12 protein-coding genes, 1 pseudogene and 1 riboswitch are annotated in these 13,909 nt (G+C 73.9%); of the genes and pseudogenes, 7 read left to right on the top strand and 6 right to left on the bottom strand.

Annotated features, from left to right (window positions below; translation table 11 throughout):
- Nucleotides 1–80: 80 nt before the first annotated feature.
- Nucleotides 81–347, bottom strand: coding sequence for a DUF6158 family protein (locus ACFWVC_RS21200; RefSeq protein ID WP_384288011.1), 267 nt, complete (start codon nt 345–347; stop codon nt 81–83).
- A 152-nt stretch (nt 348–499) separates the two neighbouring features.
- Between ACFWVC_RS21200 and ACFWVC_RS21195 the strand changes: the two genes are divergently transcribed.
- Both ACFWVC_RS21195 and ACFWVC_RS21190 read left to right on the top strand, forming a co-directional pair.
- Nucleotides 500–880, top strand: a complete 381-nt coding sequence (locus ACFWVC_RS21195; RefSeq protein WP_384288007.1) for a DUF2795 domain-containing protein — start codon at nt 500–502, stop codon at nt 878–880.
- Nucleotides 881–924: 44 nt separating this feature from the next.
- Nucleotides 925–2,403: a phosphatase PAP2 family protein gene (locus ACFWVC_RS21190; RefSeq protein WP_384288004.1), complete on the top strand. Its 1,479-nt coding sequence runs from the start codon at nt 925–927 to the stop codon at nt 2,401–2,403.
- A 102-nt stretch (nt 2,404–2,505) separates the two neighbouring features.
- On the opposite strand, the gene ACFWVC_RS21185 is transcribed toward ACFWVC_RS21190, so the two are convergent.
- From ACFWVC_RS21185 to ACFWVC_RS21175, 3 genes are all read right to left on the bottom strand, one after another.
- The gene (locus ACFWVC_RS21185) at nt 2,506–2,919 is read right to left on the bottom strand and encodes an SseB family protein (RefSeq protein ID WP_384288001.1); all 414 of its coding nucleotides are present in this window, start codon (nt 2,917–2,919) and stop codon (nt 2,506–2,508) included.
- Nucleotides 2,920–3,011: 92 nt separating this feature from the next.
- Nucleotides 3,012–4,082 carry an RNA ligase (ATP) gene (locus ACFWVC_RS21180; RefSeq protein ID WP_384287994.1) on the bottom strand — a complete coding sequence of 357 codons (1,071 nt, stop codon included), beginning with the start codon at nt 4,080–4,082 and terminating at the stop codon, nt 3,012–3,014.
- A gap of 73 nt (nt 4,083–4,155) precedes the next feature.
- The gene (locus tag ACFWVC_RS21175; protein WP_384287992.1) at nt 4,156–6,087 is read right to left on the bottom strand and encodes a DUF5107 domain-containing protein; all 1,932 of its coding nucleotides are present in this window, start codon (nt 6,085–6,087) and stop codon (nt 4,156–4,158) included.
- 173 nt (nt 6,088–6,260) lie between these two features.
- Between ACFWVC_RS21175 and fes the strand changes: the two genes are divergently transcribed.
- Together fes and ACFWVC_RS21165 are read left to right on the top strand one after the other, a co-directional pair.
- The gene (gene fes, locus ACFWVC_RS21170) at nt 6,261–7,685 is read left to right on the top strand and encodes an enterochelin esterase (RefSeq protein WP_384287989.1); all 1,425 of its coding nucleotides are present in this window, start codon (nt 6,261–6,263) and stop codon (nt 7,683–7,685) included.
- Nucleotides 7,686–7,764: 79 nt separating this feature from the next.
- Entirely contained in the window at nt 7,765–8,280 is a 516-nt protein-coding gene (locus ACFWVC_RS21165; RefSeq protein ID WP_384287987.1) for a GNAT family N-acetyltransferase, read from the top strand.
- A gap of 135 nt (nt 8,281–8,415) precedes the next feature.
- Nucleotides 8,416–8,567, top strand: a riboswitch (TPP riboswitch).
- Nucleotides 8,568–8,635: 68 nt separating this feature from the next.
- On the opposite strand, the gene ACFWVC_RS21160 is transcribed toward ACFWVC_RS21165, so the two are convergent.
- Nucleotides 8,636–9,811 (bottom strand): Ig-like domain-containing protein, encoded by a 1,176-nt coding sequence (locus tag ACFWVC_RS21160; RefSeq protein ID WP_384287986.1) that lies wholly within the window; start codon nt 9,809–9,811, stop codon nt 8,636–8,638.
- Nucleotides 9,812–10,369: 558 nt separating this feature from the next.
- Here ACFWVC_RS21160 and ACFWVC_RS21155 point away from each other — a divergent pair.
- The 3 genes from ACFWVC_RS21155 (at nt 10,370) to ACFWVC_RS21145 (ending at nt 13,150) form a co-directional block, all read left to right on the top strand.
- Nucleotides 10,370–10,822 carry a DUF4232 domain-containing protein gene (locus tag ACFWVC_RS21155; RefSeq protein WP_384287983.1) on the top strand — a complete coding sequence of 151 codons (453 nt, stop codon included), beginning with the start codon at nt 10,370–10,372 and terminating at the stop codon, nt 10,820–10,822.
- A 431-nt stretch (nt 10,823–11,253) separates the two neighbouring features.
- Complete coding sequence (locus tag ACFWVC_RS21150; RefSeq protein ID WP_384287981.1) at nt 11,254–12,036, top strand: response regulator transcription factor; 783 nt, start codon at nt 11,254–11,256, stop codon at nt 12,034–12,036.
- On the top strand, nt 12,029–13,150 hold the full coding sequence (locus ACFWVC_RS21145) for a sensor histidine kinase (RefSeq protein ID WP_384287979.1): 1,122 nt from the start codon (nt 12,029–12,031) through the stop codon (nt 13,148–13,150). The genes ACFWVC_RS21150 and ACFWVC_RS21145 overlap by 8 nt, the downstream gene beginning before the upstream one ends.
- Nucleotides 13,151–13,168: 18 nt before the next feature.
- Here the strand turns inward: ACFWVC_RS21145 and ACFWVC_RS21140 are convergent.
- A pseudogene (locus ACFWVC_RS21140) lies at nt 13,169–13,879 on the bottom strand (NAD-dependent epimerase/dehydratase family protein); the annotation flags it as partial.
- Between the last annotated feature and the right edge of the window lie 30 nt (nt 13,880–13,909).

Below are 13,909 nucleotides of genomic sequence, written 5' to 3'. Positions count from 1 at the left end.
GCCTTCGCACGCCCCACTGTCCGGTCGGACGCCGCCACACGGCAGTCGTGGTGCCCCCGGCCGCGTGCCGTCCGCCGCGGCTACTCCGCGGACGCGGACTGCGCCGGCATCTGCAGGACCCGGGCACGCGCCCCGGCGCGGGTGCGGCCGGGGGCGGTGATCCGCTGCGGATGGCGGCGCAGATACTCCCCTTCGAGCGCCACCATGCGCGAGTTGTGGGCGTCGAGGGCCGCAGGCGATCCGTGGAGCAAGGTCTCGTGCCGGGTGCGGTGCACCGACTCCAGCTCGTTCACCAGCTGCCGTTCGTCCAGGTCTGCGGGGTCGACCCCGCCGCGGTATGGGCTCATGGGCCGCGCACCTTCCTTTCGCTGCCGGTGGCCTCGCCCGTTTGGTACCCCGGACGATCCGATTCATCCGCTTCGTACCGTATTCGGCAGGCATTCAACGCCGCGAACGGGTAGACGAGGAAGTACCCGGCCCCCCGAGGAAAGGAGCCATCGTGCAACGAGGAAGCGACCGCCTGAGCGTCCACCGAGACGACGAGATGAAGCACGAACTGCGCGGACTGCTGCGCTCCGGGCATCCGACCCGGGTCGACGAGTGGCACGACCCCGAGCCGGCCGCCGACGACGACCTCGCGGTCGTGAACGGTCCCGTCCTGTCCGGCGCCACGGACGGCACGTCGCTGCCGTTCGAACTGGCCCGCCACCTGACCCGCAAGACGTTCCCGGCCCGGCGCGGCGACCTGCTGCGGGCGTTGCGCGACCACCACGCGCCCGACCCGCTCACCGACCTGGTGGACGGCCTGCCGGGCGACAACCGGCGGTACGCCAACGTCCAGGAAGTCGTACGGACGCTGGGGATGGGCCCGCGGGCCTGACCCCGGACGGACCCGGCAGTGGAATCGATCAGGAGGGAGTCGATGTGCGCCCGAAGCTGAGCGCGTGGGACAAGGAGCTGTTCCAGCGGGTCGCGACACGGGAGTGGCCGGCCGCGGAGCCCGTGCTGCCCCGGCTGAGCCGCGCCGCCAACCACGGCGCGCTGTGGTTCGGCGTGGCCGCGGGCATCGCGGTGGTCGGCGGCCGCCCGGGGCGGCGAGCGGCGCTGCGCGGCGTGGGATCGCTCGCCCTCGCCTCGGCGGTGGTCAACACCGTCGGCAAGGGGGCGGTGCGCCGGGCCCGCCCGGTGCTGGACTCCGTGCCGATGATCCGGCGCCTGTCGCGGCAGCCCGGCAGCACGTCCTTCCCCTCCGGTCACGCGGCCTCCGCGGTCGCCTTCGCGGCGGGGGTGGCCGTCGAGTCCCCCCGCTGGGGGGCGGTCGTGGCGCCGCTCGCCTGGTCGGTGGCGTTCTCCCGGATCTACACCGGCGTGCACTACCCCAGCGACGTGCTCGCCGGGATGACGCTCGGCGCCGGCGCGGCGCTGGCCGTGCGCGGTCTCGTGCCGACCGGCCGAGACCTCGCCGTGCCGCCCACGCCGCAGGCCGACGCGCCCGCCCTCCCGGGCGGGCGCGGCCTGTACGTGGTGGTCAACGAGGTCTCCGGGCCGCCGCCCTTGATGGGCATGCCCGCGGACCGGCTGCGGGCGGTGCTGCCGGAGGCCGTGGTCGAGGAGTGCTCCGAGGACGACGACCTCGCGGAGATGCTGGAGAAGGCCGCCCGCCAGGCCGCGGAGTCCGGCGGCGCGCTCGGCGTCCACGGCGGCGACGGCAGCGTCCGCCTCGCGGCGGAGATCGCCTTGCGGCACCGCGTGCCGCTCATGGTCTCCCCCGGCGGCACGTACAACCACTTCGCGATGGACCTGGCCATCGACTCGATCGACGACGCGGCGCGTGCCGTGGAGGCGGGCACCGCCATCTCGGCCGACGTCGCCCGCATCACACCGCTGGACGGGAGCGGCGACAGGGGCGGGGAGGACGGCAAGGCCGCACGGCCGTCCCTGTTCCTCAACACCTTCAGCATCGGCGTCTACCCCGAGCTCGTCCGCTACCGCGAGCGCTGGTCCCGCCGCGTCGGCAGCTGGCCGGCCGGCGTCCTCGCCGCGGTCCACGTGCTGCGCACGTCCAGCCCCGTCGACGTCGACATCAACGGGCGCCGCCACTCGGTGTGGATGCTCTTCGCCGGCAACGGCGCCTACCGCAGCCTCGGGCCGGCCCCCGTCCGCCGCCGCAACCTGGCCGACGGACAGCTCGACGTCCGCATGGTGCCCGGCAGCCCCTATGCCAGGACCCGGCTGCTCGCCGCCGCCCTCACCGGCTCCACCACCGCCCTGCTGCGACGGGTGCGCCTGGGCGGCATCGGCCCGGGGACTCGGCTCGCCGCGGACGGCGAGATCGCGCCCGCCCCGGCCGAGTTGCTCGTCGACAAGGTCAACGAGGCCCTGACCGTCTACCGGCCCATGTAGGGAGGCCACGCCCCGGGCGCTGCCCGGTACGACGTTGCCCCCGGCCGGCCTCCGCCTGCCGGGGGCAACGTCATGTCCCCAGGTTTGTTCAGGACCTCCGGCTCAACCGGACAGGCCCGCGAGGGCCCTGACCCCTTCGCCCTTGATGGTCAGGGTGTCCGGCGACCCCGCGTCGATGGAGAGCGTGAGCTCGTCCGAGGGCCATCCGCTGCTCAGCGCGGACAGGGGCATTATTCGGTAGCCCCTGGCATTGGGCAGGGCGTGGGCGAGACGAACCTCCGAGGTGAAGACCGGCACGAGTTTCGTGCCGTCCTCCTGCTCGAACACCGGCAGGCTGATCGTCTCCTGCTCCGCGTCATCGCCGCCCGCGGCCTCCGGTGCCCCGGGGACCGGGAGCAGCACGTCACTGGCCGCGAGGGTGCTGAGGGCGGAGGCGTTGTCGCCGCCCGTGGCGATCTCGTGCAGGGCGCGCTGTGCCGGCGGCTGGGCGCCGTTGGGGGCGCTGAAGTCGGTCATGGCCGTTCCCTTCTCTTGCGTGCGCTGTGTCGGGTGACTCGGGTGCTGCGCCTGCCCAGCGACGGGAGAGCCATGCATGCCGCTTGCTCCAATTACTCGAATTCCGTGCCGCCCTTGCGGGTGAGGTACGCGTCGCTGACGACCTTGGCGATGGCACGGCCGCCGAGCACGGGACTGTGGCGGTCAGCGGCGGCGCGGACGACGACGCCTTCCCGCAGGTGCAGGCCGCGGCCGGAGACGGTCTCGGCGCCCCGCGCCAGTTCCAGGACGACGTCGAGGTCGAAGGGGCCCGCGTGCAGCCGGGGCACCAGGGGCAGCGCTCCTTCGGGCAGCGACTCGGCCGGGTCCAGCCAGCGCACGGCGCCGTCGATCTCCGCCGCCACGTCGAAGGCCGCGTACCCGGGGACGCCGCCGCGCCCGTCCGCGCCGTAGCCGAGGTCCTGGACGCCGGAGCCGTAGACCTCGCCGTACAGCGCGACCCGGGCGGCACCCAGCCGTTCGGCCAGAGCGGCGGCGACGGCGGGCAGGCCGTGGCCGTGCGCGGCACGCCAGTACAGGTTCTGCGCGGACTCCTTGAGGGCCAGTCGCTGGGCGCCGAGCCCCTTGGAGGTGACCAGTACCTGCCCCGTCGCCGCCACGTAGGTCAGGGCGCACGCCGTGCCGTGCAGCTTCTCCGTGATCACGACCGGTTCGCCGGGCGCGAAGACGCCGGGGTAGCGCTTGAGGTTCTCGATGTCGATCCACGGCAGCAGGTCCGGCGCGGACTCCACGTCTCCGCTCATCGACACCGGGACCGGGGGCACCCATTTGGTGATGCCCAGCACTCCGGCGAAGTCGGCTTCGCCGGAGGCGGCCTGCGCCAGGTCCGTGCCGTCGAGCGCGGCGGGGCGGCACACGATGCCCTGGGACAGCTCGCCGCGCAGCCGGACCGCCTTGACGCGGTTGGCGGCGGCGCCGGCGAGCCGTCCCGTCAGGCCGAGTTCGGCGATCAGGGCGTCCGGCAGCACGGACTGCTCCGGGATGTACAGCGCGAAGTCACCGGTGCGGTAGGCCCCTTTGGCCACGACCGCCCGGTAGAGACCGACCTGGGCGAGCTCCAGGGCGTCCGCGTTCGGGTGGTCGTGGATGGTGAGCCGTTCGGCGGTGACGCGCAGCGTCGACATGGGCTTCCCCCCTCTTGGTGGTGCTCGGGAGGCACCACTGTGCGGGGTGTCGTGCGCCGTGGGCCACCGGTTTTCAGGGGGTCATGCGGAAGTCGTAGGCCTCGGGCAGCGGTTCGCCGTCGCCCAGGGCCTGCCAGGTGAGGTGCAGGGAGTCCTCGCCCTCCCGCAGGTCGTCGACGGTGAAGCCGGTGTCGAAGACGGCGAGGGCGCCCGCGATGTCGCCCCGGGCGCGCAGGACTTGGGCGTGCAGGAGGCGGAAGCGGCCGCGGGCGAGGACGTCGGCGGGGAGGGTGCCGAGGACGGCGGCGGCGTCGGCGGGGCGGCGGGCCGCGAGCAGGGCCGGGACCGCCTCGCGGGCGAGGGCGGCGCGGACGCCGGCCGGGGAGGTGCCCTCGGCCTGGGCGCGTACGGCGTCGAGGTAACGCTCCGCGGCGCGCGCGTGGTTGCCGTCGGCCAGGTCGGCGGCGGCGAGGCAGTGCAGAGGCAGCCAGGAGCGGGTGCGGGCGGCGGAGCGCTCCCAGCTGCGGACGGCCTGGGCGCGGTCGCCTGCGTCCCATTGGGCGAGGCCGAGGTGGTGGTCGAGGTACCACTCGTTGCCGTCGTACGTGCCCGCGGTCTCCAGGAGTTCGCGCCATTCGGGCGAGACGAGCACGGGGGCGGGGAGGGCGTCGTCGCCCGGGGCCTTGGGGAAGACGCCGGCGAGGAGCAGTTCCAGCCACGGCTTCTGCGGCTCGCCGATGGTCTCGGGGACGAAGGGCGTGCCGGGCAGGTCGTAGCGGCCGCGCAGCACCTCCAGGGCGCCCCAGCCGGAGCCGGTGGCGAGGATGTCCTTGGGCTCGGCGTCGGCGGCGGGGAGCCATGCCTCGTACGCGGCGCGCACCCGCTCCCGCGGGAGGGCCGCTTCCAGGCGGGCCTCGACGTCTCCCGTACCGGCGTCCGGCCCGGCGTCGAGGGGTCCGTAGGCCTCCAGCCAGGACACGGCGGTGCCGGCGGCGAGCGGCAGGTGTTCGAGCTGGGTGGGGGCGAGACCGGCCTGGATCTCCAGATAGCCGCCGGTATCGGTGTCGCCGGCGAGCCAGCGCTGCCAGCGGCGGCCGCCGCGCCCCTGGCCCCAGACGAAGAGCTTGCGGCCGCGCAGGGTGTCGGTGGAGGTCTGGACGAGGCCGTGGCCGTCGGTGCCGAGTGCGGCGATCCAGGGGCGGGTGCCGTCGGACAGGTCGTAGAACCAGTCGGCCGGGTGTTCGGACGCGGTGGGCGCTTCCGGAACGGGTACCCGGTGCAGTGTCCGGTTGGAACCGAAGTGCCAGGCGTGACCGGCGGGGGCGAGGACACGGGTGCCGGGTGTCTCCGGCACGGCGGTGTTGGACCACCAGTAGAGGGGAACGGTCCGGTGGTGAGGATTGCGGACACGGACGCCGGCATAGAGGAAGTCGGAGCCGTCGGGAAGCCACAGGTCGATCTGGTACGGCAGGTCGCGCAGCCGTTCCCACTCCCAAAGGCGCAGCATCTCGCCGCCGTCGGGCGCGGGGACGCGGGCGGCGTGCAGCGGGGCGCAGGTCATCGTGGTGTGACCGGTGGCACCCGGGTTCCATTCGACGCCGCCGGAGAACCAGGCCCCGGCGAGCCCGAAGTCGGCGAACTGCAGGACGGGGTTGACGTGCAGCAGTTCCCGCCCGGTGGGCTTGTGGTGCAGCGAGTACAGGCGGCCGCCGAGCCCGGGCAGGACGGTGGCGCGCAGGCGGTCGTTCTCGATGACGACGGCGTCGAGGGCGGTGGGCGTGCGCTCGCGGGTGTAGCCGTCCAGACGCGGTACGGGGAGCAGCGTGCGCAGGTGCCCGTAGGCGAGGCGACGGGCCATCGCGGGCGGGAGGTCGGCGTTCTCGGCTGCGTCGGGTTCGGCCGGCACGTGCAGTTCGTGCGGGGCGCGCAGGGCGGGCAGCGGGTTCTCCGGGCCGAGCGGGGCTGCGGGGAGGGTGAGGGTGCTGCGTCGCACGGTGGTGGCCAAGAGGCTCCCTCTCTTCGGCGCCGATGGGCAGGTGAGGACATGGAACCCCGGATCGGCCCGCGCCGACAGGGGTTTGGTCGCGGTGCGACGGGCCTCACGGCGACTTCAGGTAGAGGAGAACGTGACTTTAAATGACCTTTGCCATCGGAGGCGTCCAGGAGGGTTTGCCGATCATGCTGTCCGCGTTGTGGAGCCCGCCGTCCGGCACGTCGCTGCGCGCGCCGCGCTTCCCCCGGCCCGCGCCGGTGGAACGCGCCCGTAGCCCGCGGATCGCGGCGCTCACCGAACGCCCCGAGCGGGAGGGGGACTTCTGGCGGGCCGTGGAAGCCGAGGGCACCCCCCTGGTGGAGGCCATCGACGGTGACCCGGGGCACGCCGCCGTCACCTTCCTGTGGCGGGGCACGGCCGCGACGCGCACCGTCCTCGTGCTGCCCAACCAGGTGGTCGACCCCGAGGACCTGGCGGGCAACCTCATGGCCCGCGTCCCGGGCACGGACGTGTGGCACTGGACGATACGGATGCGGGCCGACTGGCGTGCCACGTACGCCCTTTGCGTGGACGACGGCGAGGGTGACGACGAGGCCGACGAGGGCAACGGGGACGGCACAGCGGGCGGCTTCGGGCCGGACGGCCCGGCGGGCGGCTCCACGTCCGGCGCGCCGGACGCGCCCGGCGCGAGACAGGCGTACCTGCGGCGGCTGCGCCGCCATCCGCGCCGCGACCCGCTCAACCGGGCCGTCTTTCCCAGCCGTTGGGGTGCCGAGCCGCTGTCCGTGGTGGCCCTGCCCGCCGCTCCCGTGGCGCTCGGCAGCGGCCGGACCCGCCCCGGCACCGGGACGGGCGAGTTGTCGGTGCACACGCTGCGCAGCGGGCACCTCCACAACTGGCGGCGGGTGTGGACCTACACGCCCGCCGGCTACGAGGACCTGGCCGGGCTGCCGGTCGTGGTCCTGCTGGACGGCGACGTGTGGCAGCAACTGGGCATCTCCGGGATGCTCGACGGCCTCATCCGCGTGGGTCTGCTGCCACCGCTCGTCGCGCTGCTGCCGGACGCGCTGGACAGCGACACCCGCCGACGTGAACTCGCCTGCGACGAACGCTTCGTGGCTTTCCTTACGCGTGAACTGCTGCCCTGGGCGGCCCATCGCTGGCCCGTCACCGGCGACCCGTCACGGACCGTCGTCGCGGGTCAGGGTCTCGGCGGCCTGGCCGCGGCCTACGCGGCCCTGCGGCGGCCGGAGCGCTTCGGCAACGTCCTGGCACAGTCGGGCGCCTTCTGGTGGCCGGCCGCCCGCCGGGAGGGGGCCTGCCCGGAGGAGTGGCTCACCGGCCGCGTCCGGGCCCTGGCCCGCAGACCCGTGCGCTTCCACCTGTCGGCCGGTCTCCAGGAGTGGGGCGTGCCGGCCGCCGGCCGCCGCCTGCGCGACGCCCTGAGCGCCAAGGGGTACGCGGTCGCCCACCGCGAGTACAACGGCGGCCACGACTACCTCTGCTGGCGCGACGACCTCGCCCACGGCCTCGTCTCGCTTCTCCGCGGCCCCTTCCCCGGCGAAGTCCCCGGCGGCGGGCCCCGCGGACTGGTCGTCGGCGGCGGCTGAGGCCCCGGGTACCAAGCACCGGGACCCGGCAGGGGAAAAACCGGTTGCCGGAAGGGCGGGCGGACCGGAGACTGCCCGCGTGCTGATCCGACGGGAAACCTCAGACGACCTGGCCGCCGTGCACGCCGTGACGGCGGCCGCCTTCGCGAAACCGGGCGCGGAGGTGCCCGTGGAAGCCACGCTGGTCGCGGAGTTGCGGGAATCGGGAGCGTGGCTGCCCCTGTTGTCGCTGGTCGCCACGGACGACGAGGGTGCCGTGGTCGGGCATGTCGTGTGCTCGCGCGGCCATGTGGACGCGGTCCCCGTGGCGGCGCTGGGCCCGCTGAGCGTGGCGCCGGAGTACCACCGGCGTGGGGCCGGGCTGGCCCTGGTCCACAGCGTGCTGGGCGCGGCGGAAGCGCTCGGGGAGCCGCTGGTGGCCCTGCTGGGCAGCCCGGCGTACTACGGCCGCTTCGGCTTCCGGGCCAGTACGGACTACCGGATCACGCCGCCGGACGCGGCGTGGGGCCCGTACTTCCAGGTGCGGCCGCTGGCCGCGTACACCCCCTCGATCAGCGGGGCGTTCCGTTACGCGGAGCCGTTCGACCGCGTCTGAGCGGGACGTGGGAGGCGCCCCGGCGCCAGTAGTCCCAAAAATCATGGAATGGGTGGATTTGCCGCTAGTGCTGCGCGAGGATCGGTATTAGCCTGGAAGAGGCCTACGGGGCGAGCGAGGGAGTTCGGTAGCACCGAGAGCGGACAGGGAAGGTCCCACTTCCCCCGCGACCGGGATCAACGGCCGAGCTGAGAGGCTTGAAGGTCAGGGAAGAGGCAAGGACCGGAGAGCGACCCCTAGCACCTGATCCGGACCATGCCGGCGAAGGGAGTCCCACCTCGTAGGTCGTCGAGGGAGCCCGCGCATTCTGCGCGGGCTTTGTCGTGTCCGACCCCCGCCGTGCCGTCGGCCCGCGTCACAGGGCGCTCCCAGCACGCCAGTCGGACCAGTCGGCGTTCCAGTCGCCGTAGCCGTTGTTGAGCTGGACGGTGTCCGTGGAGTTGACGACGGTGACCGGGTCGCCGATGCCGACGTGCTCGTAGAACCACTTGGCGTCGGCGGTGCTCATGCCGATGCAGCCATGGCTGCCGTTGACGCGCCCGAACTTGCCGTCGTTCCAGGGCGCGGCGTGGGAGAAGGTGCCGGAAGTGGTCAGGCGGACGTCCCACTTGACGTCCTTGAGGTTGTAGGCCTCGGGGCCGAAGATGCGGACGGTGCGGGAGTTCATGGTGATGCTGGGAGTCTTCTCCAGGACGACCATGGTGCCGTTCCAGGTCTCGTAGCCGGGCTTGCCGGTGGAGACCGGGAGGGTCCGCACGACCTTGCCGTCGCGGCGGAGGGTGAGGGTCTTGCGCGAGGTGTCGACGGTGGTGGTGACGGCGTGCCCGATCCGGAAGTGCACGACGCGGTTCTGGGTGCCGTAGAGGCCGCCGCCCGCGTCGACACCGTCGAGGTTCATGCGGAGGGTGACGTCGGTGCCGGCCTTCCAGAAACCGCGGGGCCGCCAGTCGACGCGGTCCCGGCCGCTCCAGTCCTTCATCCAGCTCCAGGAGCCGTCGACGGCGGGCGAGGCGGTGACGGCGAGCTTGCGCTCGACGGCGGCGCGGTCGCGGATGGGCTGATTGAAGACGATGGACACCGGCATGCCGACGCCGACGGTGGTGCCCTTGTCGGGGTGGTACTCCCCCACGAAGGTGCGGTCGGCCTCGGCGGTGGTGAAGCGTACGTGCTTGGTGAGCGCCTTGCCGTCGTCGCCGGTGGCGCGGGCGACGACGTCGTAGGTGACGCCCGGCGCGAGGTGCCCGGTGGACGTCCAGCCCGCCTTGCCGGCGGCGAGCGTGCCGGACAGCGGTCCGGGGCCGGGCGCGGTGACGCGGACGGAGTCCAGCCGGCCGGAGGTGACGCGGACGGCCACCTTGCGGTCGACGGGAACGGGCTGTTTGGCGGATGCGGGGGTGACGGTGATCGCCGGACGATCGGCCGCGTCCCCGTCGCCCCCGGTGTCGCCGGAACCGCTGCACGCGGAAAGCGAGGCGGCGACGGACAGCGCGAGGACCGCGGCGGACGTGCGCGGTATCCGGTCGTAATGCATGGGTCGGATCCTCCCCGGTCGAGTCGTACCTCTCCTCCTGCCCGGGACGGCCCCGTTCCACCGCATGCCGAGGGAACCCGCCGAGGACGGCGGCGAGGGTCGCGATCCCGGCGGCGCCATCGCCATCGCCATCGCCATCACCATCGGCCAGGTCGAGGCTCGGGAGCGCGAAACGCCGTGCTGAACTGCGCGATCACCAGAATCCGGAACGTGGCGATGTGACCGCAATGCGTTACCATTCCGTATCAGCCATGTACGTCCGGAAACCGTCCCGGTCGGCGCCCGCGTGTTCCGAGCCGAACGCCGGCGGCGAGCCGGGCCGAACAACTGGGGGACGTCATGGAGCACATGAACGCGCGCGGCGCCGCGACGGCGGCGGTGCTGGTCTGTACGGCGGCGGCACTTCTGACCGGATGCCGCGGGGACGACGGCACGGCGAAGCCGCCGGTGCCCACGGGCTCGGTGACTGCGGCTTCGCCGACTTCCTCGGCCTCCCCTGTTTCCTCGGCTTCGTCCGCGCCGGGCCCCTCGGCGTCGCCGATCGCATCGGACGGTCCGGTGGGATCCGCTTGCGGGGACACGGCGTTGGAGGCGGGGCCGGCGCGCCAGGCGGCGCAGCGGCCGCAGGGGACGGGCACGGGGGCGGCGATCGTGGGCTTCACGAACACCTCCGGAACCGCCTGCACAGTCGAGGGGTTCCCCACGGTGGCCGGGGCGGCCAACGGCTCGCCGGAGCTCAACGTGCCGCTGACCGTGGAGCACAGCGGCACCGCCGCACCGGTCACGGTGGCGCCGGGCGGCCGGGTGTGGGTCAAGTTGACGTTCCATCAGGTCCAGGGCGAGGGTGACGGCTACTGCGCGTCGGGAGAGGCGCCGGTGCAGTACCCGACGATGGTGCTGGGCCTGCCGGGTGGCGCGGGGCGTCACCAGGTCGCCCTGGACGACGGGGTGTTCGCCGAATGCGACGGGATCGTCGCGGTCACCGCGCTGTCGGCGGCACAGCCCTCCTGACGTCACGCGCGGTGGACCGCGAGGGCCGACGCCGGAAGAGCGGACCGCCCTGGTGCGCGGGGTAGGCGCGTACGCGTCGTCATCGGCCCAGTTCCGCCGCGAATCGGGTGCCGGGCGCGGCCGCCGCCACCGCGCGGGCGTCGGCGGCGGCTCGTCCCCGCGCGGGTGCGCGGTCATCGCCCCCCGGAGAGTCGGCGAGGGACGCCACCGGAGGCCGGACCGGCAGATGGAGCGGGCAGGGAGATCTGGGATCGGCCTCGTCAAAGCCGGGCAGGATCCCGTCCACCCGGGAGGGGAAAGTGTCGGTCACCTTCCTCACCCCATGAATACGGAACCGACATTTCTGTCATGCGGCACTAAGGAACCCGGCCGCCCCCGGCGGGAGGCCACCACCCCGGCGTGCGGCGCGTGCCCGGTGCGAGACTCGGAGCGTGACCAGCGACGCTTCCCCCGCCCGTGTCCTCGTGGTGGACGACGACCCCACCGTGGCCGAGGTGGTGACCGGCTATCTCGTCCGCGCGGGCTTCACGGTCGACCGTGCCGCGGACGGCCACGCGGCACTCGCCTGCGCCGCGGCGGCCCGCCCCGACCTCGTCGTGCTCGACCTGATGCTGCCGGGCCTGGACGGGCTGGAGGTGTGCCGCCGCATCCGCGCCGACCAAGGCCAGATACCGGTGGTCATGCTCACGGCACGCGGCGACGAGGACGACCGCATCCTCGGCCTGGAGGTCGGCGCGGACGACTACGTGACCAAGCCGTTCAGCCCGCGCGAACTGGTATTGCGCGTCGAGTCGGTGCTGCGCCGCGCGGGCACCCGCCGCGAGGCCGCGTCCGGCACGGCGACCGGCCCGGGAACGGGCGCGGAAACCGGCGCGGAAACCGGCATGGCGCTGCGGTCCGGGCCGCTCACCCTCGACCCGGCCGCCCACCGCGCCACGCGCGACGGCGTCGAGCTCGCCCTCACCATGAGGGAGTTCGAACTGATGGCGTTCTTCCTCCAGCATCCGGGCCGGGTCGTGGGCCGCGAGGAGCTGATGCACCGGGTGTGGGGATGGGAATTCGGCGATTTGTCGACTGTCACCGTCCATGTGCGCCGGCTGCGCGAGAAGATCGAGGACGACCCGGCCCGGCCCCGGCTCATCAGCACCGTCTGGGGCGTCGGATACCGCTTCGACCCGCCCGCCGTGCCCGCGACGGAGGCCGTCGATGCGTGATCTGCTGTTCATCGCCGCCTACGCCGCCCTCGGCGCGGCCGTCGCCGGCCTGCTCGGCGCGTTCGCCCTGCGGTTGCTGCGGCGCCGCTCGGTGGCCCTGTCGCTCGCGGTGGTGGCCGCCGTGGCGGTGGGCGCGATGCTCGCCGGGACGCTCTCGGTCGCCTGGGCGATGTTCCTGTCCTCGCACGATCTGGGCGTGATCACGACGGTGTGCGCCATCGCGGCGGCCGTTTCCCTGACCGTCGCGCTGCTGCTGGGACGGTGGGTCGTGGCGGGCAGCCGTGCGCTCGCCGAGGCCACCCGCGTCCTCGGGGACGGGGGCGGCTTCTCGGCGCCCGCCACCGCGCCCACCGCCGAACTCGCCGCACTCGGCCGCGAACTGGCCGCCACCAGCGTCAAACTCACGGCCTCACGTGAGCGCGAGCGCGCCCTGGAGGCCTCGCGGCGCGAGCTCGTCGCCTGGATCTCGCACGACCTGCGCACGCCGCTCGCCGGTCTGCGCGCCATGGCCGAGGCCCTGGAGGACGGGGTCGTCGACGATCCCGCCCGCTATCACCGCCGTATCCGCGCCGAGGTCGAGCGGCTCTCCGGCATGGTCGGTGACCTGTTCGAACTCTCCCGTATCCAGGCAGGGGTGCTCGCCCTGACACCGACCCGCGTGTCCGTCCACGACCTCGTGGACGACGCCCTCGCCGCAGCGGAGTCCCTCGCCCGCGAGCACGGGGTACTGCTCGTCGGGGATCGTGACGGCGCCCACGACCCGGTGCCGGTGAAGGTCGACGGCCGGGAGATGAGCCGAGTCCTGGCCAACCTGCTGGTCAACGCCATCCACCGCACCCCGGCCGACGGGACCGTCGCGGTGGCCGCGCACCGCGCGGCGGACTCCGTCGTGCTGTCGGTGACCGACGGCTGCGGCGGCATCCCGGCCGATGACCTGCCGCGCGTCTTCGACACCGGCTGGCGGGGAACGGACGCGCGCACTCCGCCGGCGGGCGCGGGCCTCGGGCTGGCCATCGTGCGCGGCATCGTCGAGGCCCACGAGGGGCGGGCCGCGGTGCGCAACGTCCCCGGCGGCTGCCGCTTCGAGGTGGTGCTCCCGGTCGCGGCGCCGTAGGACTCAGGCCTCTTCCCCGAACTCGGCCATGCCGTCGGCGAATCGGACGCGCGGCCGCCGGCCGAGTTCGTCGCGCAGCCGCCGGGACGAGGCGGTGATGTGCCGGACGTCGCCGAGGCGGTACTCACCGGTGGTCAGCGGTTCCGGCCGGCCGTACGCCGCGGACAGGGCGCGGGCGAGATCGCCGACGGTGTGCGGCTCGCCCTGCCGACGTTGTAGGCGCGCAGCGTGCCGGGGCGGAGGGCGGCGGAGCGGGGGGTGCCGAGCGCGGTGACGTTGGCCGCCGCGACGTCGTGGACGTGCACGAAGTCCCGCCGCCGGCCACCGTCCTCGAAGACGCGGGGTGCCTCGCCGCGCGCCAGGGCGGAGCGGAACAGCGCGGCGACTCCGGCGTAGGGGGTGTCGCGGGGCATGCGGGGTCCGTGGACGTTGTGACAGCACAGGGAGATGGCCCGGCCCCCCACACGCGCGCGCCCAGCAGGCCGCCAGGTGCTCCTGGGCGAGCTTGGTGGTCGCGTAGACGTTGCGCGGGTCGGCGGGAGCGTCCTCCTCGACGAGGCCGGGGCGCAACGGCTCGGCGCACTGTGGGCAGGGCGGTTCGAAGCGCCCCGCGGCGAGGTCTTCTGGCCGCCGCGGACCGGGGCGTACCAGGCCGTGCGTGCCGCAGGCGTAACAGCCCTCGCCGTACACCACCATCGAGCCGGCGAACACCAGGTCGCGCACGCCGGCCTAGCGATGAAGCCCGCGCCGCCCGTGACG

The sequence above is a fragment of the Streptomyces sp. NPDC058691 genome, from assembly GCF_042714775.1.
In the GTDB taxonomy this organism is placed as follows: Bacteria; Actinomycetota; Actinomycetes; order Streptomycetales; family Streptomycetaceae; genus Actinacidiphila.
Note: the sequence above shows the minus strand (reverse complement) of the source record. Positions and strands in the feature narration are given on the sequence as shown.

Bases quoted from the DNA above. Each gene is read 5' to 3' on its own strand.
- fes (WP_384287989.1), top strand. From the start codon at position 6,261: ATGCTGTCCGCGTTGTGGAGCCCGCCGTCCGGCACGTCGCTGCGCGCG.
- ACFWVC_RS21160 (WP_384287986.1), bottom strand. From the start codon at position 9,811: ATGCATTACGACCGGATACCGCGCACGTCCGCCGCGGTCCTCGCGCTG.
- ACFWVC_RS21145 (WP_384287979.1), top strand. From the start codon at position 12,029: ATGCGTGATCTGCTGTTCATCGCCGCCTACGCCGCCCTCGGCGCGGCC.
- ACFWVC_RS21180 (WP_384287994.1), bottom strand. From the start codon at position 4,082: ATGTCGACGCTGCGCGTCACCGCCGAACGGCTCACCATCCACGACCAC.
- ACFWVC_RS21200 (WP_384288011.1), bottom strand. From the start codon at position 347: ATGAGCCCATACCGCGGCGGGGTCGACCCCGCAGACCTGGACGAACGG.
- ACFWVC_RS21185 (WP_384288001.1), bottom strand. From the start codon at position 2,919: ATGACCGACTTCAGCGCCCCCAACGGCGCCCAGCCGCCGGCACAGCGC.